Source organism: Arthrobacter sp. K5 (genome assembly GCF_040448525.1).
Lineage (GTDB): Bacteria > Actinomycetota > Actinomycetes > Actinomycetales > Micrococcaceae > Arthrobacter > Arthrobacter globiformis.
On the sequence record NZ_CP159279.1, the window covers coordinates 1,010,650 to 1,034,441 of the forward strand.

General features: G+C 65.7%; 21 protein-coding genes, 2 tRNA genes and 1 pseudogene. 4 read left to right on the plus strand and 20 right to left on the minus strand.

Annotated features, from left to right (window positions below):
* Window positions 1-81 precede the first annotated feature (81 nt).
* The 7 genes from nrdF to ABRP34_RS04470 all read right to left on the minus strand — a co-directional run bounded on the left by nrdF (window position 82) and on the right by ABRP34_RS04470 (window position 8,039).
* Window positions 82-1,056, minus strand: a complete 975-nt coding sequence (gene nrdF, locus ABRP34_RS04440) for a class 1b ribonucleoside-diphosphate reductase subunit beta (protein ID WP_003801014.1) — start codon at window positions 1,054-1,056, stop codon at window positions 82-84.
* Window positions 1,057-1,153: 97 nt separating this feature from the next.
* Window positions 1,154-3,310 carry a class 1b ribonucleoside-diphosphate reductase subunit alpha gene (nrdE, locus tag ABRP34_RS04445; RefSeq protein ID WP_003801012.1) on the minus strand — a complete coding sequence of 719 codons (2,157 nt, stop codon included), beginning with the start codon at window positions 3,308-3,310 and terminating at the stop codon, window positions 1,154-1,156.
* Window positions 3,311-3,336: 26 nt separating this feature from the next.
* A complete protein-coding gene (gene nrdI, locus ABRP34_RS04450; protein WP_353712409.1) occupies window positions 3,337-3,843 on the minus strand; it encodes a class Ib ribonucleoside-diphosphate reductase assembly flavoprotein NrdI in 507 nt (168 codons plus the stop codon).
* A gap of 55 nt (window positions 3,844-3,898) precedes the next feature.
* Window positions 3,899-4,144 (minus strand): glutaredoxin-like protein NrdH, encoded by a 246-nt coding sequence (gene nrdH / locus ABRP34_RS04455; RefSeq protein ID WP_003801007.1) that lies wholly within the window; start codon window positions 4,142-4,144, stop codon window positions 3,899-3,901.
* A 453-nt stretch (window positions 4,145-4,597) separates the two neighbouring features.
* Complete coding sequence (locus ABRP34_RS04460; RefSeq protein ID WP_353713305.1) at window positions 4,598-5,872, minus strand: class I SAM-dependent methyltransferase; 1,275 nt, start codon at window positions 5,870-5,872, stop codon at window positions 4,598-4,600.
* A gap of 80 nt (window positions 5,873-5,952) precedes the next feature.
* Window positions 5,953-6,678 carry a DUF1365 domain-containing protein gene (locus ABRP34_RS04465; RefSeq protein ID WP_353712410.1) on the minus strand — a complete coding sequence of 242 codons (726 nt, stop codon included), beginning with the start codon at window positions 6,676-6,678 and terminating at the stop codon, window positions 5,953-5,955.
* Window positions 6,675-8,039: an FAD-dependent oxidoreductase gene (locus tag ABRP34_RS04470; protein WP_353712411.1), complete on the minus strand. Its 1,365-nt coding sequence runs from the start codon at window positions 8,037-8,039 to the stop codon at window positions 6,675-6,677. The genes ABRP34_RS04465 and ABRP34_RS04470 overlap by 4 nt, the downstream gene beginning before the upstream one ends.
* 125 nt (window positions 8,040-8,164) lie before the next feature.
* Here ABRP34_RS04470 and ABRP34_RS04475 point away from each other — a divergent pair, with 125 nt between their 5' ends.
* Both ABRP34_RS04475 and ABRP34_RS04480 read left to right on the plus strand, forming a co-directional pair.
* A complete protein-coding gene (locus tag ABRP34_RS04475) occupies window positions 8,165-9,082 on the plus strand; it encodes a LysR family transcriptional regulator (protein ID WP_003801000.1) in 918 nt (305 codons plus the stop codon).
* A gap of 45 nt (window positions 9,083-9,127) precedes the next feature.
* Window positions 9,128-9,637, plus strand: a complete 510-nt coding sequence (locus tag ABRP34_RS04480) for a DUF2004 domain-containing protein (protein ID WP_353712412.1) — start codon at window positions 9,128-9,130, stop codon at window positions 9,635-9,637.
* 193 nt (window positions 9,638-9,830) lie between these two features.
* On the opposite strand, the gene metE is transcribed toward ABRP34_RS04480, so the two are convergent.
* Together metE and ABRP34_RS04490 are read right to left on the minus strand one after the other, a co-directional pair.
* Window positions 9,831-12,173 carry a 5-methyltetrahydropteroyltriglutamate--homocysteine S-methyltransferase gene (gene metE / locus ABRP34_RS04485; RefSeq protein ID WP_353712413.1) on the minus strand — a complete coding sequence of 781 codons (2,343 nt, stop codon included), beginning with the start codon at window positions 12,171-12,173 and terminating at the stop codon, window positions 9,831-9,833.
* Window positions 12,174-12,230: 57 nt separating this feature from the next.
* The gene (locus ABRP34_RS04490) at window positions 12,231-13,196 is read right to left on the minus strand and encodes a methylenetetrahydrofolate reductase (protein ID WP_353712414.1); all 966 of its coding nucleotides are present in this window, start codon (window positions 13,194-13,196) and stop codon (window positions 12,231-12,233) included.
* A gap of 797 nt (window positions 13,197-13,993) precedes the next feature.
* Here ABRP34_RS04490 and ABRP34_RS04495 point away from each other — a divergent pair.
* Together ABRP34_RS04495 and ABRP34_RS04500 are read left to right on the plus strand one after the other, a co-directional pair.
* Window positions 13,994-14,998, plus strand: coding sequence for a hypothetical protein (locus ABRP34_RS04495; protein WP_353712415.1), 1,005 nt, complete (start codon window positions 13,994-13,996; stop codon window positions 14,996-14,998).
* An 89-nt stretch (window positions 14,999-15,087) separates the two neighbouring features.
* Window positions 15,088-15,285: a hypothetical protein gene (locus tag ABRP34_RS04500; RefSeq protein ID WP_003800990.1), complete on the plus strand. Its 198-nt coding sequence runs from the start codon at window positions 15,088-15,090 to the stop codon at window positions 15,283-15,285.
* Between the two features lie 37 nt (window positions 15,286-15,322).
* On the opposite strand, the gene ABRP34_RS04505 is transcribed toward ABRP34_RS04500, so the two are convergent.
* The 11 genes and pseudogenes from ABRP34_RS04505 to ABRP34_RS04555 form a co-directional block, all read right to left on the minus strand.
* Window positions 15,323-16,576 carry an ROK family protein gene (locus ABRP34_RS04505; RefSeq protein ID WP_353712416.1) on the minus strand — a complete coding sequence of 418 codons (1,254 nt, stop codon included), beginning with the start codon at window positions 16,574-16,576 and terminating at the stop codon, window positions 15,323-15,325.
* Window positions 16,577-16,696: 120 nt separating this feature from the next.
* Window positions 16,697-17,842, minus strand: coding sequence for a methyltransferase (locus ABRP34_RS04510; protein WP_353712417.1), 1,146 nt, complete (start codon window positions 17,840-17,842; stop codon window positions 16,697-16,699).
* A gap of 72 nt (window positions 17,843-17,914) precedes the next feature.
* Window positions 17,915-19,075: pseudogene (locus tag ABRP34_RS04515) on the minus strand (FAD-dependent oxidoreductase).
* A 119-nt stretch (window positions 19,076-19,194) separates the two neighbouring features.
* A complete protein-coding gene (locus tag ABRP34_RS04520; RefSeq protein WP_353712418.1) occupies window positions 19,195-19,791 on the minus strand; it encodes a hypothetical protein in 597 nt (198 codons plus the stop codon).
* An 82-nt stretch (window positions 19,792-19,873) separates the two neighbouring features.
* A complete protein-coding gene (locus ABRP34_RS04525; RefSeq protein ID WP_353712419.1) occupies window positions 19,874-20,404 on the minus strand; it encodes a hypothetical protein in 531 nt (176 codons plus the stop codon).
* A 138-nt stretch (window positions 20,405-20,542) separates the two neighbouring features.
* Window positions 20,543-20,618 (minus strand) — tRNA-Ala (locus ABRP34_RS04530).
* Between the two features lie 190 nt (window positions 20,619-20,808).
* A tRNA-Ala gene (locus tag ABRP34_RS04535) sits at window positions 20,809-20,881 on the minus strand.
* Window positions 20,882-20,981: 100 nt separating this feature from the next.
* Window positions 20,982-21,383, minus strand: a complete 402-nt coding sequence (rsfS, locus tag ABRP34_RS04540) for a ribosome silencing factor (protein WP_353712420.1) — start codon at window positions 21,381-21,383, stop codon at window positions 20,982-20,984.
* Between the two features lie 48 nt (window positions 21,384-21,431).
* Window positions 21,432-22,811: a hypothetical protein gene (locus ABRP34_RS04545; RefSeq protein ID WP_003803437.1), complete on the minus strand. Its 1,380-nt coding sequence runs from the start codon at window positions 22,809-22,811 to the stop codon at window positions 21,432-21,434.
* A 7-nt stretch (window positions 22,812-22,818) separates the two neighbouring features.
* Window positions 22,819-23,433 (minus strand): nicotinate-nucleotide adenylyltransferase, encoded by a 615-nt coding sequence (gene nadD, locus ABRP34_RS04550; protein WP_003803435.1) that lies wholly within the window; start codon window positions 23,431-23,433, stop codon window positions 22,819-22,821.
* Between the two features lie 55 nt (window positions 23,434-23,488).
* Window positions 23,489-23,713, minus strand: coding sequence for a hypothetical protein (locus tag ABRP34_RS04555; protein WP_353712421.1), 225 nt, complete (start codon window positions 23,711-23,713; stop codon window positions 23,489-23,491).
* Window positions 23,714-23,792: the final 79 nt, after the last annotated feature.

Sequence of the window (23,792 nt, forward strand, 5' to 3'; positions counted from 1 at the left end):
TTGATTGAGACCCAAAAAATGCGGTCCCCGCTGCCCTGTTCGGGAAGCGGGGACCGCAGGAGGGCGTCAGGGAAAGAAGACCTAGAAGTCCCAGTCCTCATCCTCGGTGTTGACGGCCTTGCCGATCACGTACGAGGAACCGGACCCCGAGAAGAAGTCGTGGTTCTCGTCGGCGTTCGGCGACAGGGCCGACAGGATGGCCGGGTTCACGTCCGTGACGGACGCCGGGAACATGGCCTCGTAGCCCAGGTTCATCAGCGCCTTGTTGGCGTTGTAGTGCAGGAACTTCTTGACGTCCTCAGCCAGGCCGACGCCGTCGTAGAGGTCGTGCGTGTACTGGACTTCGTTTTCGTACAGCTCGAAGAGCAGTTCGAAGGTGTAGTCCTTGATCTCCTGACGGCGTGCCTCGGAAACCTTTTCCAGGCCCTTCTGGAACTTGTAGCCGATGTAGTAGCCGTGCACGGCCTCGTCGCGGATGATCAGGCGGATCAGGTCTGCAGTGTTCGTCAGCTTGGCGCGCGAGGACCAGTACATGGGCAGGTAGAAGCCTGAGTAGAACAGGAAGCTCTCCAGCAGCGTGGAGGCCACCTTGCGCTTCAGGGGGTCGTCGCCCTGGTAGTAGTCCATGACGATCTGGGCCTTCTTCTGAAGGTTCTCGTTCTCGGTGGACCAGCGGAAGGCGTCGTCGATCTCCTTGGTGGAGCACAGGGTGGAGAAGATCGAGGAGTAACTCTTGGCGTGCACGGCCTCCATGAAGGCGATGTTCGTGTACACGGCCTCTTCGTGCGGGGTAAGCGCGTCCGGGATCAGGCTAACAGCGCCGACGGTGCCCTGGATGGTGTCCAGCAGGGTCAGGCCGGTGAACACGCGCATGGTCAACTGCTGTTCGGCCGGGGTGAGCGTGTTCCAGGACTGGACGTCGTTGGACAGCGGCACCTTCTCCGGCAGCCAGAAGTTGTTGACGAGGCGGTTCCAGACCTCCACGTCCTTGTCGTCCTGGATGCGGTTCCAGTTGATGGCCTCAACGTGGCTCAGCAGCTTGACCTTCTCGGTCATGTCATCCCCTAAAAAGTTGGGTGGGTTCTTACTTAAAGCGTACGACGGCGGGCGGGCACCCGCCGTCGTACTGGTTACCACGTAGTTGAAGCAGCAACTAAAGCATGCAGCTGACGCAGCCCTCAACCTCCGTCCCTTCCAGCGCGAGCTGGCGGAGACGGATGTAGTAGATGGTCTTGATGCCCTTGCGCCAGGCGTAGATCTGGGCCTTGTTGATGTCGCGGGTGGTGGCGGTGTCCTTGAAGAACAGCGTCAGCGACAGGCCCTGGTCCACGTGCTGGGTAGCGGCGGCGTAGGTGTCGATGATCTTCTCGTAGCCGATCTCGTACGCGTCCTGGTAGTACTCCAGGTTGTCGTTCGTCAGATACGGCGCCGGGTAGTACACGCGGCCGATCTTGCCTTCCTTGCGGATCTCAATCTTGGACGCCACCGGGTGGATCGAGGAGGTGGAGTTGTTGATGTAGGAGATCGAGCCTGTCGGCGGGACGGCCTGCAGGTTCTGGTTGTAGATGCCGTGCTCCATGACGGAGGCCTTCAGCTCGCGCCAGTCATCCTGCGTGGGGATGTGCACGTTCTTGAAGAGCTCCCGGACCTTCTCGGTCTGCGGCACCCATTCCTGCTCCGTGTACTTGTCGAAGAACTCGCCCGAGGCGTACTTGGACTTCTCGAAGCCGCCGAACGTCTGGCCGGTCTCGATGGCCAGCAGGTTCGACGCGCGGACGGCGTGGAACACCACGGAGTAGAAGTAGATGTTGGTGAAGTCCAGGCCCTCTTCGGAGCCGTAGTGGACCCGCTCACGCGCCAGGTAGCCGTGCAGGTTCATCTGGCCCAGGCCGATGGCGTGCGACTGGTCGTTGCCGCGGGCGATGGACGGCACCGAGGTGATGTTGGACATGTCCGAGACCGCCGAGAGGGAACGGATGGCCGTCTCGATGGTCAGGCCGAAGTCCGGCGAATCCATGGTCTTCGCGATGTTCAGCGAGCCCAGGTTGCAGGAGATGTCCTTGCCGGTCTCGTCGTAGGACAGGTCATCGTGGTACGTCGTGGGCTGCGAGACCTGGAGGATCTCCGAGCACAGGTTGGACATGATGATCTTGCCGTCGATCGGGTTTTCCCGGTTAACGGTGTCCTCGAACATGATGTACGGGTAGCCGGATTCGAACTGGATCTCGGCGAGGGTCTGGAAGAACTCGCGCGCCTTGATCTTGGTCTTCTTGATCCGGGAATCGTCCACCATCTCGTAGTACTTCTCGGTGACCGAGACGTCGGAGAACGGCATCCCGTAGACGCGTTCGACGTCGTACGGCGAGAACAGGTACATGTCCTCGTCCTTCTTGGCCAGCTCGAAGGTGATGTCCGGGATGACGACGCCGAGCGAGAGGGTCTTGATGCGGATCTTCTCGTCCGCGTTCTCGCGCTTGGTGTCCAGGAACCGGTAGATGTCCGGGTGGTGGGCGTGCAGGTACACGGCACCGGCGCCCTGGCGGGCACCCAGCTGGTTGGCGTAGGAGAAGCTGTCTTCGAGGAGCTTCATCACGGGGATGACGCCGGAGGACTGGTTCTCGATCTGCTTGATCGGAGCACCGACCTCGCGGATGTTGGTCAGCGCGAACGCCACGCCGCCGCCGCGCTTGGACAGCTGCAGCGCGGAGTTGATGGAGCGGCCGATCGACTCCATGTTGTCCTCGATGCGGAGCAGGAAGCAGGAGACCAGCTCGCCGCGTTGCTTCTTGCCGGCGTTCAGGAACGTCGGGGTGGCCGGCTGGAAGCGGCCCTCAATGATCTCGTCCACCATCTGCAGGGCCAGCTGCTCGTTGCCGCGGGCCAGGTGCAGGGCAACCATGCACACGCGGTCCTCGTAGCGCTCCAGGAAGCGCTTGCCGTCGAACGTCTTCAGCGTGTAGGACGTGTAGAACTTGAAGGCGCCCAGGAAGGTCTCGAAGCGGAACTTCTTCTTGTAGGCGCGGTTGAACAGGTCACGGATGAAGTTCATCGTGTACTGGTCGAGGGTTTCGCGCTCGTAGTACTGGTTTTTCACCAGGTAGTCGAGCTTCTCTTCGAGGTCATGGAAGAAGACCGTGTTGTTGTTCACGTGCTGCAGGAAGTACTGGTGGGCGGCCTCACGGTCAGCCTCGAACTGGATCTCGCCGTTCGGACCGTACAGGTTCAGCATCGCGTTCAGCTCGTGGTAGCCCAGGCCCTTATAGGCAGCGGGGAGCGCCGGCTTCTCCTGCTTTTCAACAGCCGTGTCCATGGACGCGTCCTTTCCTTCGGGCCTGGTTACTTCTGTGTCTGCGACAGTCGTGTCCAAAACTCTTCCAATCCTTCTTGTACACGGGAGACGTCTTCCGGCGTACCCATGAGTTCGAACCTGTATAGGTGGGGGACCTTGCACTTGGCGGCGATGATGTCGCCTGCCATGCAGTAGTTGTCCCCGAAATTCGTGTTTCCGGCCCCGATGACGCCACGGATCAGGCGCCGGTTTTCCGGGTTGTTCAGGAACCTGATGACCTGCTTCGGCACTGAACCCTCACCGCCTGTCCCGCCGTAGGTGGGGACCACGAGCACAAACGGCTCACAGGCAACGAGGGGCGCATCCTTCGCATGCAGGGGGATCCTTGCGGCGTCCGCACCAAGCTTGCCGATGAAGCGCCTGGTGTTCTCGGAGGCCGAGGAAAAGTAGATGAGGCGGCTGTGGGTCTGGTTCACGGGCGGTGTCTGACTGACGGGCGTCGTGTCCGCAGCGCGGGCTGCGCCCGGCGCATCGGCAAGTGCCGGCGCGGCCATGCGAGTCACCTCATCTACTTGGGAATTCTCTGCCGGAAACGGCGTGGGCGCAGCCTTAGGCCACGGAAGCGGACGCGCTGAGCGCCAGCTCGTCGATCTTGTCCGGACGGAAACCGGACCAGTGGTCCTGGTCCGTGACGACGACCGGTGCCTGCATGTAGCCGAGCGACTTCAGGCGCTCAAGGGCGTCCGCGTCCTGGGAGATGTCCACGCTCTGGTAGGCGATGCCCTTCTTGTCCAGCGCACGGTAGGTGGCGTTGCACTGTACGCAGGCCGGCTTGGTGTAAACCGTAACGGTCATGGTTCCTGTCCCCTTTGTTGAAGTCACTACTGCTGCACTCTTCTGAGACCTTGCTGGTGTCTCTGTCTTTAAATCTCTGGCATCGTAGCGGTGGACTCTGCCCGGACCTTACCGTCCAGTACTGGCTGCGCCGGTCTCCCGCTCAATCTGTATGTCGATACTACATGTAGTGCGCGGCCCCGGATGGGACCCCAAGATGATGTATTACAAGTATGTCATTTAATGCACCTTTAATCCACAGGCCGGGGCCCGCAAAATGTCCGGATTTCCGGGTTTTTGGCGGACGGAATCCACACCCTGTGGAGTACTTAGACACATTTAAACGCCAGCGTGTCGTCCCGCAGACGGCGTGTCGCAACACCCCGGACGCCGCCTTTTGAGTGGCCCGGAGCACAGCAGTGGGGGCCCCGAAGCATGCTTCGGGGCCCCCACTGTGATTAAGCAAACGCCGAACTAGAGCTGTGCCTCCCGGCGGTCCAGGACGATCTGCTGGACGTCCAGGTATCCGGACTGGAAGCCGGCCCGCGAGTAGCAGAGATAGAACAGCCACATCCGCCGGAAGACCTCATCGAATCCGAGCTCCCGCACTTCCTGCCCCCGCTGCAGGAACCGCTCCTCCCACAGGCGGAGGGTGGCGGCGTAGTGATCGCCCATCCCCCGGCGTTCACGCACCCGGAGGGTGGTGTGCTGCTCTGTGACGCTCTCGATCGCCCGCACCGACGGCAGGAACCCTCCCGGGAAGATGTACTTGTGCACCCAGGTGTAGGCGTTGCGGGTGGCGAGCATCCGCCCGTGCGGCATGGTGATGGCCTGGATGGCCACCTTGCCGCCGGGCGCCAGCACCCGGTCGATGGTCTGGAAATAGACGGGCCAGTAGTCGTAGCCCACCGCTTCGATCATCTCCACCGAGACGACGGCGTCGTACTCGCCTTCCACGGCGCGGTAGTCCTGCAGTCCCACGGTGACCTGCCCGGAGAAACCGGCTTCCGCGATCCGCTGCTGCGCGAGCGCCTGCTGCTCGCTGGAGAGCGTGACCGAATGCACGGTGGCACCGCGGGCTGCGGCCCGCAGGGCAAGTTCGCCCCAGCCGGTGCCGATCTCAAGCAGCCGGGTGCCCTCCCCCACGCCGGCCTTGTCCAGCAGCCTGTCGATCTTGGCCTGCTGCGCTCCGGCCAGGGCATCCCAGCCCGCCTCTGCCAGCTGGCCGGCCGAGGCCGGGAACAGCGCCGCGGAGTAGCTCATGGTGCTGTCGAGGAAGTTGGCGAAAAGCTCGTTCGAGAGGTCGTAGTGCCGGGAGATGTTGCCGCGGGTGTTCTGCTCGGTGTTGCGCTCTTGCCGGGGTGCCCTTGGCAGGTACAGGCTCCGGAGCTTCTGCAGCGGCACGGGGATGAGCGTGTCCACCGAGGAGGCAAAGACCTCCAGGACGCCCGCGAGGTCTGGCGCTTCCCAGTCCCCCGCCATGAAGGACTCCCCCAGCCCGATCAGCCCGTTGTCGCCGATTCGGACGGCGAAGTCCTCCGGACGGACCATGGTCATCACCGGCTCCTCCGCGCCGCCGGCGCCCAGCACCGTCCCGTCGGGGTATTCCACCCGGAGCGGCAGGCGGCGGACCGCCGCCCGGAACAGCGCATCGGCCGCCCTCCCGGCCACCTGCGCCTTCATCCCCGCGGGCGGACGGGCGACGCCGGGCCACACCTCGGCGTCGATGACCGCCGGCGCCGGCGGCACCCTGACGGCCCCGCCAGGCGCCTGTCTTTGGGGTGAAGGATCCGTGTAAGCGGGATTGGTGTATGACGGTTCTGTGAGAGTCACGAGACGGCCTCCTGTGCTCGGTGGTCGGGACGGTTGATGATGGGCAGCCCGCGGGCCCAGAGTTTGATTCCCTGCCAGTGGATCTGCAGGACAACGCGGAGCGGCGCCAACGGAACCGCAGCTGCCGCAGCCAGGATGCTGCGGGCTGTGGCGGGCCGCCGGTCACCGGTCATGGTGGCAGTGAATGGCTTCCGTCCGGCGCGCTCCAGCACTACTGCCACGGCGAGTTTGCCCGCGGGTTCGGGCAGGCTCATCCGGTAGCTGCCGTCCACCTCGTTGAACGGCGAAACGAAGAATTCCTTGTCCGTCCGGGCACGGCCGGTGCCGTCCGGGTGCAGGAGGTAGCAGTGCCGTTCGCCATAGGTGTTGTGGACCTCGGCGATGACAGAGCGCAGGGCTCCGTCATGTCCGTGGCACCAGAAGATGCTGATCGGGTTGAAGATGTGGCCCAGCACCCTGGCGTTGGCCAGCATGGTGACGGTGCCGCCGTCGGGCTCTTCACCGTTCACGGCGAGGAAGCGGTCCACGTTCTCGCGGATGCTTGCCGCCGGATCCCCAAGATGATCCTTCGCGTGGAATCCGGCAAGGGGGCGCAGCCACCAGGGCAGTTTCGGCAGGTCATCGACGTCGACGTACCAGCTGTAGCTGCGGTAGGTGAAGGCGTTCCTCAGCGGATCCTGCCGCACATGGCGGATGCTGGTCCGGTAGATGGCCGCGGTCATGGCACGAGCTCCGCGGCCTGGCCGGCATCGGATGCAGCAGGCTCCGCCACCCGAACGAAGGGATCCTCCCACTCGCGGCCCAGTTGGGCGGCCGCCCGCACACCGGAGGCGGCGCCGTCCTCGTGGAAGCCCCAGCCCTGGTAGGCGCCCGCGAAGGCCAGCCGGTGGTCACCCAGTTCACCAAGGCGTTCCTGGGCGGCCACAGATTCGGGCGTGTACTGGGGGTGCTCGTAGACGAGGTCCTGCAGCACGGAGTCCGGCTCGATGAGTTCGGACTCGCCGAGGCTCACGATGTAGCTGCCGCCGTCGTCGGGGTTGAGGCGCTGCAGCCGGGTCAGGTCGTAGCTGACCAGCACGTGTCCGGGGCGGGCGGCACAGGACGGCAGCCGGTAGTTCCACGACGCGCGGGCGGCGCCTCTGCGCGGCAGCACTGCGGGATCGCGATGGAACTTGATGTGGTTGACGGAATACGGGATGTTCCCCAGAACCTGGCACTCCGCCGGGGTCGGTTCAGCCATCATGGCGAGCGCCTCGCGGGGGTGGGCCGCGATAACAGCGGCGTCGAAGTGCTCGGTACCGGCCGCCGTCGTAATCTCAACTCCGGTGGGGATCCGGCGCACGGCAAGCACAGGGCTGGAGAGGCGGACATCCTGGAGACCTTCGACCACACGGTCAACGTAGCGCCGGGATCCGCCCTTCACCGTCTTCCACTGCGGCGAGCCCTTGATGCCAAGCATGCCGTGGTGTTCGAGGAAGGTGAAGAGGTACCGGGCGGGATAGGCCAGGGCGGTGGTGGGGTCGCAGGACCAGACCGCACTGACCACCGGCGCCATGAAGTGCGAGGTGAAGTAGCCGCTGAAGCGTTCACGTTCGAGGAACCCGCCCAGCGTTTCCTCCGGTCCCCCGCCGGCCGGACTGGCCAGCAGCGCCCGTGCTTTCCGCCAAAACCGCAGGATCTCTGCAAGCATCAGCAGGAACCGGGGCCGTGCAAGGCTGGCAGGGCTGGCAAAGACACCCGACGCGCCCTTGGCGCCGGCATACTCCAGGCCGCAGCCGTCGCAGCGGATGCTCATGGTCATGTCCGAATCCTGCGTCTCCACGCCCAGCTCGGCGAACAGCCGGATGAGGTTCGGGTAGGTGCGGTTATTGTGCACGATGAAGCCGGTGTCCACGGCTAGGCTCCCCGAATCCTGCCGCACGTCATGCGTGTGGGCATGCCCGCCAGGCCGGGAATCCGCCTCGAAAAGGGTCACGTGGTCCCGGCGGCTGAGGATATGCGCGGCCGTCAGGCCCGCCACCCCGCTTCCGACGACGGCGACGCGCCGCCTTTCGTCTCCACTCCGTGCTGGGCTCGGTGACACTCTTTGCTCCTCCGCTGAACAGTTACCCCTGAATTGGGTAGTCAAAGGCTATTCGGAACTGGCCGGAGGCCGGATGGGTGCGGCGTCTTTTTCTTGTCCCGCAGCACCCGCAGTAAGGTTGGCTGGTGGTCAACCCCGTGCATTTAAGGACACTCCTTGAGGTGACGCGGCTGGGTTCCTTCGCTGCCGCGGCGACCCGGCTTGGCTACACCGCCTCGGCGGTGTCCCAGCAGATGTCAGCCCTGGAGCGGGACACCGGCGTCCGCCTGTTCCAGCGCTCCGCCCGAAGCGTGGTTCCCACCGACGCGGCGATGGTGATGGCGCGCCACGCGGCCAAAGTCCTCACCGACATCGAGGCGCTGATGGCCGCAGCCTCTAAAACGCAGGACACCACCACGCAGGAGCTCCGGCTGGGTATCTTCCCGAGCCTTGCCACCTACGTCCTGCCGCGGATCCTGCGCAGTCCCGCATGGAAGAGCCTGGGCATCGACCTAAAGGTTTCCGTGGCGGAACCGGCCCAGACCATCCAGGGGCTGCGCACCGGCGGCGACACCGATGTGGCGCTCGTGTACCAGGTGGGGCAGTCCGGGCTCGCCTGGCCGCATACCATCAACCGGCAGTGGATCGGCGACGACAACTTCCGCGTGGTCCTGCCGGCCGGGTGGGGATTCCGCACCGACGCGAAGGTGGCTGCGGACCATCTGTCGGACATGCCGTGGATCATGCACCATCCCGGTACGAGCGATGCCACCGTCATTGAGCGGCTCTTCGCCGGCTGCAACCTGCACCCCCGCGTGGTGGCCTACAGCGACGACTTCCACGCCAGCCTCGAAATGGCCGCCGCCGGTCTGGGGGCAGCGCTGGTGCCGGAACTTGCGCTGCTCCACCGGCCGGCCGGCGTCGTGGTGCTGGACGTGCCGGAGATCCGGCTGGCCCGCAACGTCTTCGCACTGCTCATCAATGACAAGAAGACGGCCCGGGTGCAGCTGTTCGTGGACCTGCTGGCGGAAACGATGGGCGCCCTGGGGCACTCAGTTAAATGAGCCCCGAAGCTGGAATGCTCTGCTTTTCGGGTCTATGTTGAAGATATGACCACCAAGGTAGCGAGCCAGCACTTCGGAGTAATCGAGCTGAACCACGGCAGGGACCATAACGTTGCCGCGGAGCACGAGCTGGCCGGTCAACGCCTTGAGCTCGACCTGAACATTAACGCCCATGACCACTTCGACGAAGCGGCCATGCATAAGGTGGACTACCGCCTCCGGTACCTTCCCGAGCTCGTGGACGAGGTCAGGGAAATGATTGCCGAGGAGCTCGAGCAGGAAGGCACCAGCCCGCAGGAGTACCTCCGCTTCCACTGCAACGCCATCAAGGACGAGCACCTGCAGAAAATCTTCGGCGTCAAGGACAAGAGCCAACTCACCAATGCGGTGTTCCTCAAGGCCCTGAAACTCGGCCACGTGGGAATCTACCCCGGCCAGCCCGAACGCTACTTTGTTCTGGACTTCACCCTGGGCGAGCACTTCACGGACGAGGTCCTGGTGGCCTCCGCCGACGAGGACGGCGTTGTCGACGACGAGATCCTCTGGGAATCCTGAATCGGTTGCTCCACAACGGCCCTTTTGACCGCTGAAAACGGCGTAGGGCCCACGCCGGCAGGGTTTCCTGGCCGAGCTTGCGAGGCGAGGGTGCCGGTGGGGATCAATGGATTGTTAAAGCCCGACGGCGGCCCGTCACCTGAGGTGACCGGCCGCCGTCGTACTTTTGTGCGGTGCTGTTACTAGGCTGCTACTACTTGGCTGCTTCCAGCAGTTCGGCGCGGACCGTCTTGGTGGCCGTGACCAGGTTGCGCAGGGACGCTTCGGTCTCAGCGTAGCCGCGGGTCTTCAGGCCGCAGTCCGGGTTGACCCAGAGCTGGCGGGACGGAACGTGCTTCACGGCGGTGCTCAGCAGTTCGGTGACTTCCTGCTCACCCGGGACGCGCGGCGAGTGGATGTCGTAAACGCCGGGTCCGACGCCGCGGCCGAAGCCGTGGGACTCGAGGTCGTGGACAACCTCCATGCGGGAGCGGGCGGCTTCGATCGAGGTCACGTCGGCGTCCAGGCCGTCGATCGCGTCGATGATCACGCCGAACTCGGAGTAGCACAGGTGCGTGTGGATCTGCGTGGCGTCGGCTGCACCGGCGGTGGCCAGGCGGAAGGAGTTGACGGACCAGTCCAGGTAAGCGGACTGGTCGGCCTTGCGCAGCGGGAGCAGTTCGCGCAGGGCAGGCTCGTCAACCTGGATGATCTTGATGCCGGCGGCTTCAAGGTCGGCGATCTCGTCGCGCAGCGCCAGGCCCACCTGGTTGGCGGTCTCGCCCAGCGGCTGGTCATCGCGGACGAAGGACCAGGCCAGGATGGTGACCGGACCGGTCAGCATGCCCTTCATGGGCTTGTTCGTGAGGGACTGTGCGTACTCGGCCCACTTCACGGTGATGGGGGCGCTGCGGGTGACGTCGCCCCACAGGATGGACGGACGCGTGCAGCGTGAGCCGTAGGACTGGACCCAGCCGTGGACCGTGACGTCGAAGCCTTCGAGGTTCTCGGCGAAGTACTGGACCATGTCGTTGCGCTCAGGCTCGCCGTGCACCAGGACGTCGTAGCCGAGCTCTTCCTGCAGGTCGACGACGCGCTTGATCTCGTCCTTCATGAGCTGCTCGTACTGCTCGTCGGTCAGGTCGCCCTTGTTGTTGCGGGCGCGGGCCGAACGGATTTCGGAGGTCTGCGGGAAGGAGCCGATGGTGGTGGTGGGCAGCGGCGGCAGGTGCAGGGCCTCTTCCTGGGCAGCTTCGCGGACCGCGTACTCGGAGCGGTTGAAGTCGGCCGGGGTCAGGGCTGCGGTGCGGGCACGGACGTCGGCGCGCTGGACGCCTTCGGCTGCGGCGCGGGAGGCGATGACGCGGGTGGCCTCGTCGATGGCCGGCTGCACGGCGGCGGCGTCGGTCAGGAGGCCGGCGAGGGTAACAACCTCAACGGCCTTCTGGTCGGCGAAGGCCAGCCAGCTGCGGAGCTGCTCGGACAGCTGGACCTCTTCCTCGACGTCGTGCGGGACGTGCTGGGTGGAGGTGGAGGTGCTGATGGCCAGCTTTGCGACGCTCTTCTGCAGCTCGGCGATCTTGTTGGCAGAGGCCTGCAGGTCGTTGCGCCAGATGTTGTGGCCGTCGACGACGCCGGCAACGAGGGTCTTGGTGCCCAGTGCAGCCAGTGCTGCAGCGGAGGGAACCTCGCCCTTGAAGACGTCGATGTGCAGGGCGTCGATGTTGGTGGCCGCGAGGGTGCCGAGCTGGCCGTTCAGAGCACCGTACGGCGTGGAGACGAACAGCTGCGGGCGGGTGGCTGCAGCCGTGAGGACCTCGTAGGCCCGGGCAACGGCGGCCTGGATTTCCTGTTCCGGGGTGTCCTGGTCCACAACCAGGGCGGGCTCGTCCAGCTGGACCCAGCTGGCGCCGGCAGCTGCCAGCTTCTCGAGCAGCGCGGTGTAGACCGGCAGGACATCCTCGAGGCGGGAGAGCGGGCTGAAGCCGGCCGGGGCGTCGTCGGAAGCCTTGCTCAGCAGCAGGAAGGTGACCGGTCCAACGATGTACGGACGGGTCTCCACACCGTTGGCGAGGGCGTATTCGAACTCTTCAACAATGCGGTTGGACGTGAGCGCGAAGTTGGTCTCCGGTCCGATTTCCGGCACGAGGTAGTGGTAGTTGGTGTCAAACCACTTGGTCATTTCCAGCGGCTGCTGTTCCTTGTTGCCGCGGGCCAGGGTGAAGTAGCCGTCGATGTCCAGCTGTCCCTCAGCGTTGAGGAGGTTGCCGAAGCGGGCCGGAACGGCGCCGACGTGGGCGGCGGCGTCGAGCACCTGGTCGTAGAAGGAGAACGTGCCCGGAACCGCAGCAACTTCGGTGAGGCCCAGGCCCTGCAGGCGCTTGGCGGTGCCCAGCTGGATTTCCTTGGCTGCGGTGTCGAGGGCAGCGGCGTCAATCTTGCCGGCCCAGTACGCTTCCACGGCCTTCTTCAGTTCCCGGCGGCGGCCGATGCGGGGGTAGCCGAGGATCGACGCGGACGGGAAGGGCGTGCTCTGCACGGAAGTCTGTTCAGTCATGTGAAATTTCCTTCAATCGTTGGAAAAAATTGTGAACGTCTAGGGGAGGAATGCGGGTCAGCTCGCGAGCTGGCGCCGGGCGAGCGCGGTCAGGCGGCTGGACGAGCGGGCCGGCCGGCCAAGCGACATCTTGTCCAGCACCTCCAAGGCGCTCTGGTGCTCGTTGAACGTGTAGATGTGGAGTCCAGGTGCTCCGGCGTCCAGGGCCGCGTTGGCCAGGTCCACCGTTGCCCTGACGCCGATTTGGAGTCGTTCGGCATCGGTATCCGCCGCCGCCAACCGCTCGATGAGCTCGGGTGCGGGTTCGACGCCGGTCAGCTCGCCGAGGCGCTTGAGCCTCCGCAGGCTGGTAAGCGGCATGACGCCGGGGATGATCGGGATGGTGACGCCGGCCCGGCGGGCCCTGGTGAGGAGGTCCGCATACTGGTCCGTGTGGAAGAACACCTGGGTGATCGCGAAGTCGGCACCGGACCGCTGCTTGGCGAGCAGCACCTCGACGTCGTGGGCCTCGCTGGGTGATTCCGGGTGCCGCGTCGGGTAGGCCGCCACACCAACGGCAACCTTTCCGGCGCACAGCAGGGCCGAGCGCCGCTGCTCCACCCGGCGGATGAGCTCAATCAGGTCCTGGGCGTAGCGCAGCGACCCGCTGACCGGTTCACCGCTGTCCTTGGGCAGATCGCCGCGGAGGGCGAGGATGCCGCGGACGCCGGCGTCAAGCAGTTCACCGATGATTTCCGCGAGCTCCGTCGGCGTGTTGCCAACACACGTCAGGTGTGCAAGCGGGCGGAGGGTGGACTCCAGCACCAGGCGGTTGATGAGTTCGACGGCGGTGTCCCGGTTGGAGCCGCTGGCACCGTATGTGACCGACACGTAGTCGGGGTCGGTGGCTTCCAGTTCCCGGATGGTGGTCCACAGGGTCTCGGCGGCGGCAGGCGAACGCGGCGGAAACAGCTCATAGGAGAGCGCCACCGGTGCGGTGTCGGAGAGATTTGGGTGCGTGTCTATAAGGCTTGGTGGTGACATTTGCGTCCTTGGCTTTGGGCCATTGAAGGCTGCGCTGCCGTGGCGGAAAGCCCGTGCAGCATGCGGTCAATGAATTGAGTTTGGGGAACACGGGACGGACTTCGGCAGGGCGCAGCCGCGACTGTTACGCCTGTAAAGAAGTCCACCGTGAGCAAATGTCAGGCCCACATGGGGGCACCCACACCCTCCTTGGCGGCCGGCAGGCGGCTCACCGCAGCGGAGGATCGCTGACACGTTACCTCGGTAACTTATATAGAACTCTAGAAGCCGCCCGGGGACGCCTTCAAGTTGACGCCGAATTAAGACGCCACTTTACGCCCGATTGGATAGCCCGTTCAGAATTATCTTCGCCGAAAGGGAGTTCGGGGTGCAATGACCGCCGGTGGCCGGCCCGGCCTGCCCCTTTTCAAACCGCAGAAATTAGTCCATTCTTTTGTCACGTCGTATCGGATTCGGCAAGGTCTCAGGTTGAGGAGGCTGGATGCTTCTCCTGGTTCCTGCTCGGTGAATCATCCCGAGCGAACATAATCCGCGCCCGTCGATTGGCCTGCGTCGCACCGTCCTGAGAACCGCACATCCCGGGATTCGCCCACTGGCAGGGCGCGGTTCGCCAGCGTTCTGCTGCGGGCCGGGCACGGCACTGACGGCGCGGTGGAGTTGCTGGAAGCCAGAAATCCCCACGGCGAAAGGCCACCGAGATGTCCCAGGTTCATAAACCCCCGCTTCACAAACCAGCGCTTCACAAATCACCGTGCGGGCCGGGCTCCGCCCTTGTGTTCCTTCTGGCGCTGACCACCGTGACATCATGCGCCCCGCAACAAAATGCCGCCCCGCAGGCAACCTCCGGTTCCGCCGCACCGACAGCGACGTCGGCCCCGGCAACTTCAACCGGCCCTGCGGCCACCGCCCCCGCGGCCACCGCCCCCGGCACGACGGGTACGGCCGGCGCGGATGAGTTGTGCGGCCCGGGTTCCGCGATCAACTTCGACGCCTCCCAGTTCCAGTCTTCCCCCAACGTGGACAACAAGTGGTTCCCGCTGAAGCCGGGCATGCAGTACACCACCACGGGCGACGTCAAGAGTGCCGAGGAAACCAAAAAACGCACTGTGGTGCACACGGTGACGGGACTGACCAAGGTGATCGACGGCGTTAAGACCCAGGTCATGTGGGACCGGGACTACGCCGATGGTGAGCTCGTGGAATCCGAACTGGCATTCTTCGCCCAGACCAACAGCGGCACCGTCTGGCTCTTCGGTGAATACCCCGAGGAATACGAAAACGGGAAGTTCACCGGCGCTCCGTCCACCTTCATCCATAGCCTGGACGAGGCCCAGGCCGGCATCGCCATGCAGGCGGACCCCCAGACCAGCACGCCCAGTTACGTCCAGGCCCACGCGCCCAACGTCGATTTCCTGGATTGCGGCCAGGTCTTCAAACTGAACGACCATGTGTGCGTCGCCACCGGTTGCTATGACGACGTGCTGGTGATTGACGAACGGAACCCGCTGGAGCCCGCGGTGGGCCACCAGCGGAAGTTCTACTCGGCCGGAACGGGCCTGGTGAAGGTGACCGCTGTGGGTGGCGCCGACCAGGAGACGCTGGACCTCACCAAGATCGAGCAGCTCACCGATGCCAAGCTGAAGGAGGTCAACCAGGAGGCCCTCAAGCTGGACACGCATGCCTACCAGGTCAGCAAGAACGTCTACGCCAAGACAGACCAGGCTGAGGTTGCCACGGAAACGTCTGCGCCTGCCAGCAGCCCGGCCAGCACCGACAGCCCAACGGCTCAGCCCGGCTACTAGTCACTGCGGTCGTCCAATAACGGAAAGGTGCCCGGAGCGGACGCTCCGGGCACCTCCCTTTGGCGCATGAACAGGTCTATTCTGATGCCATGATCCAGCTACCAGCCAGCTACGAGGAATATCTCGTCGGCAAGGACCCGAGCTTCGTTGACATGGTCCGTCCGGTCCTTCTCCAGTCGGCAGCGGACCAGCTGCATGGCGTCCGTGTGCTCTTTGTTCCGCGGGGACACCAGGCACACCTCGACGACACGATTCCCTACGGGACGATCGTCGAAGACATCGACTGAAGCCCAACCCTCAAGCAGGCTTAGCCCTCAGATGGCCTCAGCCCTCCAGGAGCAGCCGCTGGGCCCGGGGCGCAAGGGTGTGCTCGAGGACCAAACAGGCGGCACCCACGGCTCCCACGTCCTCCCCCACACCTGTGCCCACCACCTCGACGGCGTGGATGTTGCCGGTGTCGCTGCTTTGCTGGATCAGGCCGGGGATCTTCTCCAGGTAGCGTCCGGACAGCAGAGGCCAGAAGGGGCCGCCGAACACCACCCGGTCCACGTCCAGGGTGTTGGCCACCGCTGACGCCGCCCTGGCCACCAGTTCGGCTGACTTGTCGATGATGGCGGCCGCTTGGCTGTTGCCGGCGTCGGCGGCTTCACACAGCATGGCGAACCGTTCCTGGACGGCAGAACCGCTGGTGGCGGTGCCGGGCTCATCCAGGATGCCGGCTGCCTGGGCTTGCGCGACCAGGACCTGCGGAATGCAGGTGGACTTGACGCAGCCGCGCAGCCCGCAGTCGCAGGGGGCTCCGTCCGGATCAACGATGATGTGGCCGATCTCGCCGGCGTTGCCCGATGTGCCGCGGACAACCTCGTCGTTGAGGACGATGCCGCAGCCGATGCCGGTGCCCATGTACATGAAAACAAAGCTGCCGGCGCCGCTGGCCCCGCCGGCCCAGGTTTCGGCGACCGCCGCGCTGGTGACGTCCTTGTCCATAAGAACGGACAGGCCCGTTGCCTCGGCCAGCGCATCCCGGAGCGGCACACTGTCCCAGCCATCAAGGAGCGGCGGCTCCACCACCCGTCCGTTGTCGTGGTCGATGGGGCCTGGCGCCGCCACGCCCAGTCCTGCAATCTTGGCCCGGTCCACGCCCGAGGCCTCGATCAGATTGTCGATTTCGGTGGCGATGGCGGTAATGACTGCCTCGGGCCGGGAGCTGTCCGGCGTTTTCAGGCTCGAATGCTGGACCACTGCGCCCAGCAGATCCAGGACGACGAACGTGGCCACAGCAGGGTCCAGGTGCACACCCACCGCGTACATGCCGGCGGGATTCAGGCGCAGGATGGTCCGGGGCTTGCCGGGTCCGCTGCCCTCTTTGCCGGCCTCAACGATGAGATTCTGGTCCAGCAGCCGCCGGGAGATGTTCGAAATGGTTTGCGGGGACAGGCCCACGATTTGGGCCAGTTCCACGCGGCTGAGCCCTCCGGCGGCACGGCGGATGGCGTCAAGGATGACAGTCAGGTTGAAGTCGCCCATCCGGGGCAGGTTGGTTCCGCGCCTCGGTGAGGGCTGGCGGATCTCGGTCAAGGATTCCCCTATCATCTGCTGTTGGCCACTATCAATGTCTGAATCGTACGTTACGCCCCGGGTAACGGGTACGCCCACGCGCCGGGCGGCCCGGGGCGGTTCGACGACGGCCGCCGGCGCTCAACCGGCGGCCCGCCTGACGCTGGCGGCCACCGTGAATTTGGGGTTCCGGCCCTTCACCGTGGTGGGCCCGACCAGCCGCTCCAGGGCCGGCCCATAGCGCAGATGGCTGTTGTAAACCGTCCAGAGCTGGCCTCCGGGCGCCAGCACCCGGCCCGCTGCCTCGAACAGCTTCAGCCCCGCTCCGGCATGGACACTGGAGCCGAGGTGGAACGGCGGGTTGAGGAGGATCAGGTCCGCACTTCCGGCGGGCAGGGTGCTCATTGCGTCATCCTGGACGGCCGTGATGCCGGCCAGGCCGTTGGCCCGGGCAGTCGCTCCAGCCGACGCCACTGCGGCCGCAGACCGGTCGGTGGCCAGGACCTCGGCTCCGGGGTTCCGTCGGGCATACATGGCTGCCAGGATCCCGGTCCCGCAACCCAGGTCCACGGCCCTCGCGACGGCAGGGATCTCCGGCAGGAACGTCAGCAGGAAACGGGTTCCAATGTCCAGGCGGGTGCCCGCGAAAACGGCCCCGTGCGCGCAGATGTCCAGATCGAGTTCGGCGTTGTGGTCCGTCACGGGATAGGGCGGAGTTCCCTCCGCACGCAGCAGGTCCGAGGCAATGAGAAGCCGTGATTTTTGCCGGGCCAGCTGCGGCTGAACCTTGGCGAAGTACTTTCCCAGCACTGCGTTCATGCCGAGGGACATGTGCTTGACCCGGCCGCCGGCAAGCAAAACAGCGCCGGCGGGCGCGTACCGGGCAACGGCGTCGGAAATCTCTTCCAGTTCAGCGAGCGTCCTGGGAAGCTGCAGCAGGACCAGGTCCGCGCCGGACAGCAGTTCGGTGCCGAGCGGCAGCTGGGTGAATCCTGCCGCGACTCCCAGGGCCGCCGCATTGTTGCGCAGCGCCCGCTCCCCCGTCACCAGGTCCTGGTGGACCCTGACCTCGGCCGGCACCGGGCCGGGACCGCCGGCCAGCAGCCCGAGCGTGAGCGCCCCGTAGTTGTCCCCGATGACGGCAACGGTGCTGTCCGGGGTGAGCAGACCCGAAGCGGCGTCCAGCAGGAGGGAGTCGGTGGCGTCCCAGGCCTGAAGGTTGGCGGCCTCGACGTCCGGGTGCCTTCGAAGCGAGCCCAGGACCTGCCCAAGACCGTTTTCTGTCACGTGTTGCCGCCGCCTCTTCCTAGCTTGTTGCGCGGGCGCAGATCCACCAGTGCAAAATTCACCTGTGCAAATCTACCGTGGATCCGCCGCCGCTGCGGGGGCCGCCAGGAGTTTGAGGATTTCCGTCACCGCGGCCCTGCCGGCGCGGTTCGCACCGATGGTGGACGACGACGGGCCGTAGCCCACCAGGTGCACCCGGGGTTCCGCCGCCACTTGCGTTCCTTCCATGGCAATCCCGCCGCCTGGTCCCCGCAGGTGCAGCGGTGCCAGGTGCTCCAGCTCGGCGCGGAAACCGGTGGCCCACAGGATCACGTCCGCCGCGAGGAACCCGCCGTCGGCCAGCCGGACGCCGCCGGGTTCTATCGCGGTGAACATCGGCCGCCGGTCCAGCACGCCGCGCGCAGCTGCCGCCCGGAGGGCCGGAGTCCAGATGAGCCCGGTGGCAGCCACGACGCTCGGCGGCGGCAGACCCTGCCGTACCCGGTCTTCCACGAGTGCGACGGCGTCGTGCCCGGCCTGACGGTCGAACCCGTCCCGCCACACGGGCTCGCGGCGCGTGAACCAGCTTGTCGAGGTGACCGTTGATATTTCGTCCAGGAGTCCGACGGCGGAAATCCCGCCGCCCACAACGATGACGTGCAGGCCCCGGAACTCCTCGGCGGACACATAATCGGCCACATGCAGCTGGCGGCCGCCGAACGTGAACTGGCCCGGGTAGATCGGCCAGAACGGCCTCGTCCAGGTTCCGGTGGCGTTGATGACCGCCCGCGCCGACCAACCGCCGTCGGACGTGGTGATCCTTAGCCGCCCGCCCGGATCAGCGTCTTCGCGTTCGACGGCGAGCACCTTGACGGGCCGCTCGACGCCGAGGCCGACCTGCTGTTCGTAGGCGGCGAAGTAGCGGCTGAGGAAGGCGGAACTCGGCTCCGCCGGGTCGACGTCCGGCTGCGGTACTCCGGGAAGGTCGCTGATGCCGTTGACTGTGGCCATAAGCAGGCTCTTCCAGCGGTGCCGCTAGGCTCCGCCCGGCCCGTCCTCCGCGTCCAGCACCGCGTAAGTCGGCCCTGGACCGGCTGCCGCCGGATCCCCCGGCCGTTCTGCGGCCGGGGCGGGCGTGAAACCGCGGCGGGCCAGGTGGAAAGCGGCGGAGAGGCCGGCCTGCCCTGCACCGATGACCACGACGTCGGCGTACCGGGTGGCCGTGCCGTTCCCCGGGTCGTTGATCCGCTCCACGTCTTCATCCTAAGCGCCGTCCCGGCCCGGGCTGCCGCCCGTCGTCGGCACGCGCAGGGTCCTCACGGACACCAAGGTGCAGGAGGACCCTTTGAGCTGTCGGTCGGTAGTCCCGTTTCTCAGTCGTCGCTGCCGTGGCCGCCGCTGCCGCTGCTGTCGTCGCCGGGCTCGGTGCCCTTATGGTCCCCGCCCTTGTCGTCGCCGGGCTCGGGCGTTGTCCGCTGCCCGCCGTGGTCATCACCGGGTTCCGCCACCCGGGAGGCCTGGTCTGAACGGAGACCGCCGTTGTCATCGCCGGGCTCCGGAATGGTCCTAAGGCCGCCCTTGTCATCACCCGGTTCCACGGAGAGGGAACCGCTGCCGACGAAATTCCCGGCCGGCGCCGCCACGGTTCCGCCCTTGTCATCGCCGGGCTCGGCGGTGGTCCGGGGACCACCCTTGTCGTCGCCCGGTTCAGCAGGCTTGGACGCCTTCTTGGCCGCTGATGCGTTCCTGTCGTCGGCTTGCGTGTCATCACTGGCCTTCGCGGTTGCCGTGGCGGGGCTGACGGCGGGGGCCGGGGTTCTGGTGGCAGAGTCGTCCGTTACGGGGACGCTCCTGGCGTCGTCACTGGTACCCGGGCCGGTGTTGCCCAGCGACTGGGTGGTGGCGAAGGCGGCACCGCCGGTGAGGAGAATGCCGGCTACGGATAGTGCGAGGGCTGCTCGTGTCTTCATGCCTCCACAGTAGGAATTCGCTGTCGAGGATAGGTGCAGGGGAAATCCAAGACTTGTCCAAGATTGCCCTCGCGGATTCCGTTCAGTCGTCGGCGCCGTGGCCGCCGCTGTCGTCGCCCGGCTCCGGCGCCTTCCGCAAGCCGCCCTTGTCGTCCCCCGGTTCAACGGGGACCGCGCTGACCGGAACGGGGACAGGCTGGACGGTCACCGCTCCGCCGTCGGTCCCGCCACCGGGGCCGGATGACGATGGTGCGGCCGCGGAACCGCCGGTATTTCCGGGCGCGGTGGCCGCGGCAGACTTTGCCGGGTTCGGTTTCGCTGCGTTTGCTGCCGCGGCACCGGATGCCGCGGGGCCCGGCTTTGCGGGGCTGGATTTCGCAGGGGCGGCCACCTTGTGCGTGCCGGCAGCCGTGTCTGTTGCCTGGGGCGTGGTCTTCGGCCCTGCAGTAGCGGCAGGAGCCGATGGCACAGGACCATTCGGCAGCAGGACGACGTTGGCATTGCCGGTGCCGGTGGGCGGGACGCTGAGCACCTGTGTATTGACGGCGAGTGCGGCCGAGCCCGCTGCGAGTATTCCTGCAACGGACAGCACCAGGGCCGCTCCCGTTTTCATGGGTCCACTCTAAGGGCAAAGCCGGAAAGACGGGGCCAACGAATATCCAAGATTCGTCAAAGATTGGCGGCACCGGCAGAGGGGCCTCCACGAGAAAAGCCGCCGGACCATGGTCTGTTCCATGGTCCGGCGGCTACTTGGTGGAGCTGAGGGGACTCGAACCCCTGACCCCCTGCATGCCATGCAGGTGCGCTACCAGCTGCGCCACAGCCCCAAGCTGTTTCTTCCGGAATCTTTGCGTTTTCCCGAAGCAACCCGACCAGCGTAGTCCAGAATTCGCCAGGACGCTAATCGAAGACATGTGGCGTCTGTCACGTCGTTGCCGGGATACGAATAGCAGGGTCAGCGCCACTTTCGGGCAAAAAAAATCCGCCGGAATCTTTCGATTTCGGCGGATTATCCGGTGGAGCTGAGGGGACTCGAACCCCTGACCCCCTGCATGCCATGCAGGTGCGCTACCAGCTGCGCCACAGCCCCGTATTCTTGCTGCTTCAGCTTTCGATCTCTCCGAAGCAACTCAAATATCTTAGACCAGCGTTTCCGAAAATTCCAAATCGGGCATATTCGGACCCGCGGCCTATTCCTGTTCGGCGGCGGCAACGGCCTTTGCCGAAGCGTCGTCTCCGAGCTGCAGGTCCACTACCGGGCAGTCCTTCCAGAGACGCTCCAGGGCATAGAAGACACGGTCTTCCTCATGCTGGACGTGGATCACGACGTCGGCGTAGTCCAGCAGGACCCAACGGCCGGCCGAACGGCCTTCCCGGCGGACCGGACGGAGGTCCTGTTTGATGAGTTCCTCTTCAATGCCGTCGACGATGGCGTTGACCTGGCGTTCGCTGGGTGCCGAGGCGATGAGGAAAACGTCAGCCAGGGCCAGGCGTTCGCTGACGTCAAGGGCGACGATGTTCTGGGCGATCTTGTCCGCCGCGGCCCTGGCTGCGTGCCGGGCTGTGGTGACGGACGATTCGGATGCGGTCACGGGACTCCTTGTGGTGATGAAAAGCGTAGGTGGTGGTACTGGCTGAAGTCAGCGTGAAAGGCCGCTGATGATCATGATGACGCCGGCGACGAGGGCGATAGCGCCGAGCGCCACGACGCCAAGCTGAATCAGCCTCAGCCGGTTGGCCCGGGCGAGTCCGGCCGTGGCCGCGTCCAGGGGCTCCAGCCCGTAGGCGGACTTGGCTGACACCGGCGGCAGCGCTGAAACGTCGTCGCCGGACTCATCGGTCCAGGCATGTTGGCGGGCGCTGGCCGGAGGCGCAGCTGCCGAACGCGCGGCCGCTTCTGCCCGGGCAATGACCCGCGACCGCCCGGTGGACGGCGCGCTGGTGCGGGACGCCTTGGCGGCCCGGTTGCTCCGGGCCGGAACCCGCGGACCGGGGTTGGTCACCACTGGAACATGCGAGGTGGCCGGCCGCTTCATGACCGGACGGTCGACTCCGGGCACCTGTTCGAATTCCAGCGGCGTCACCATGGCGAGGTTGCTGGCTGTGGATGGACCGTTCTGACTGCCCTGCTGGGGCGTGTTCTGTTCGGCGAGCTTCTGCTTGGCCATGGCCCGCTTGTTGAGCACGGCGGCGCGTTCGGCGAGGGCAATCTGCTGGGCGAGGATTTCCGGATCCACGGCTTCAGGGTCTGTCGCCGCGATGTGTTCCATCTTGGCGATCTGGTTCCTGGCCTGTTCGGCGAGGAGTGCACGCGCTTCCAGGGCCTGCTCCACCGTCATGCCCTCGGGGAGGTCGTCCCCCGCCGGCGCCGCGGGCCGCGGACCCGGACCGCCGGAGGGCTGACCGCTGGAGGGCCGGCCGGCAGGTTTGGCTCCGGTGGCGGTAGCCGGTTTGCCGGCCGCAGCGGGCGGAGAGCCGGCTGAAGAAGCGGGCGATTTCCCGGTGGGGGCCCCGCCGTCGGCCGGCGGCACGACGGGCATTGCCGAAGTAATCGCCTGCTCCTTGAGCTGCATCAGCCGCAGCTGGCGGCGCGTCGGCGGGCCGCCGCCGGAGAGCTGCTCTTCCTTTTCGGCCAGCTCCTTGATGGTTCGCAGGGCTGCCCTGTCGCGGGCACGGATCTGGGACGAACGTTCGGCGGCTGAGCCGGCCGGCGGCGAGTCCACGGGGCCCGGCGCAACGCGGCGCACGCGTCCGGTGGCGGCGTCCTGCCGGTTGTCTTCGGAAGCGCGCGAAGAGTCCGTCTTTTCCGGCCCGGCAGGGGCGGATGTGCCCGGGCCGGGGGCGGCCGGACGCTTCGAAGCAGGCGGGTTCGCGGCGGGACCCTTTGAGGCAGATGGTTTCGAGGCAGGGGCTGACTCGCCGGCACCCGGAGGGGCGGCGTTCCGGTTCCTGGCCAGGGCTTCATCCCGGGCCTTGCGCAGTTCCCGGCGGCTGCGGATCGGTTGCTGTTCCTGACTCATCTCAAACTCATTCAGTGCTGGCTGGATCGTTTGTCTCGGTAGTTTCGGAGCTGCTGTTCCCGGCCGGTGCGGCGTAGAGCCCGTATTTTGCGATGTACTGCACCACTCCGTCCGGCACCAGGTACCAGACAGGGTTATGGGCGGCCACGCGGGCGCGGCAGTCGGTTGACGAGATCGCCATCGCGGGGACCTCGAGCAGGCTGACGTCCTTTCGGCCCATGCCGTCGAGCTCATGGCCTGGCCGTGTCACTCCCACAAAGTGGGCAAGCGACCACAGCTCGTCGATGTCCTTCCACGACAGGATTTGCGCCAGGGCGTCAGCTCCGGTGATGAAGAACAGGTCGGCGTCAGGCCGCTGCGTCCGCAGGTCGCGGAGCGTGTCGATGGTGTAGGTGGGGCCGGGACGGTCCACATCGACACGGCTGACTGTAAACCGCGGGTTCGACGCCGTGGCGATTACCGTCATCAGGTAGCGGTGCTCGGGTTCGCTGACCTGTTTGCTGGACTTTTGCCACGGCTGGCCAGTAGGTACGAACACGACTTCGTCGAGCCCGAACTTGGCGGCCACCTCGCTGGCGGCCACAAGGTGGCCGTGATGGATGGGATCGAAGGTCCCGCCCATCACGCCCAGCCGCAGCCGGCGCTGCGTATCCCTGTGGTGCAGTGCGGCGGAAATGTTAGTGGCCCTGGCCGTGGTCGTGCTTGTTGGGGTGCTGGCGGTGCGGGTCAGAGTGCTCATCAACCGCAGTGTGGCGGTTGCCGAGGTTGGTGTAGGAGAGGGTGACGAACATCAGCACTAGGAAGATGGCAAACATCGAGAGGCCGAAGACCCACGGCTCGGCCCACAAGGGTGCCCTCTCTTCGTGTTCTGCAACTGACGCGGCAATCTGCTGGAGCAGCATTTTCTCCCCTAGGAATAAAAAGGATGACGACGGCGGAAATTCCCGCCGGTCCGGACTTCTTTACTATGTTACCGCTATG

Coding starts and splice junctions, on each gene's coding strand:
- nrdF (WP_003801014.1), bottom strand. CDS start 1,056: ATGACCGAGAAGGTCAAGCTGCTGAGCCACGTTGAGGCCATCAACTGG.
- nrdE (WP_003801012.1), bottom strand. CDS start 3,310: ATGGACACGGCTGTTGAAAAGCAGGAGAAGCCGGCGCTCCCCGCTGCC.
- nrdI (WP_353712409.1), bottom strand. CDS start 3,843: ATGGCCGCGCCGGCACTTGCCGATGCGCCGGGCGCAGCCCGCGCTGCG.
- nrdH (WP_003801007.1), bottom strand. CDS start 4,144: ATGACCGTTACGGTTTACACCAAGCCGGCCTGCGTACAGTGCAACGCC.
- ABRP34_RS04465 (WP_353712410.1), bottom strand. CDS start 6,678: ATGACCGCGGCCATCTACCGGACCAGCATCCGCCATGTGCGGCAGGAT.
- ABRP34_RS04480 (WP_353712412.1), top strand. CDS start 9,128: ATGACCACCAAGGTAGCGAGCCAGCACTTCGGAGTAATCGAGCTGAAC.
- metE (WP_353712413.1), bottom strand. CDS start 12,173: ATGACTGAACAGACTTCCGTGCAGAGCACGCCCTTCCCGTCCGCGTCG.
- ABRP34_RS04490 (WP_353712414.1), bottom strand. CDS start 13,196: ATGTCACCACCAAGCCTTATAGACACGCACCCAAATCTCTCCGACACC.
- ABRP34_RS04500 (WP_003800990.1), top strand. CDS start 15,088: ATGATCCAGCTACCAGCCAGCTACGAGGAATATCTCGTCGGCAAGGAC.
- ABRP34_RS04520 (WP_353712418.1), bottom strand. CDS start 19,791: ATGAAGACACGAGCAGCCCTCGCACTATCCGTAGCCGGCATTCTCCTC.
- ABRP34_RS04525 (WP_353712419.1), bottom strand. CDS start 20,404: ATGAAAACGGGAGCGGCCCTGGTGCTGTCCGTTGCAGGAATACTCGCA.
- ABRP34_RS04545 (WP_003803437.1), bottom strand. CDS start 22,811: ATGAGTCAGGAACAGCAACCGATCCGCAGCCGCCGGGAACTGCGCAAG.
- nadD (WP_003803435.1), bottom strand. CDS start 23,433: ATGGGCGGGACCTTCGATCCCATCCATCACGGCCACCTTGTGGCCGCC.
- ABRP34_RS04555 (WP_353712421.1), bottom strand. CDS start 23,713: ATGCTGCTCCAGCAGATTGCCGCGTCAGTTGCAGAACACGAAGAGAGG.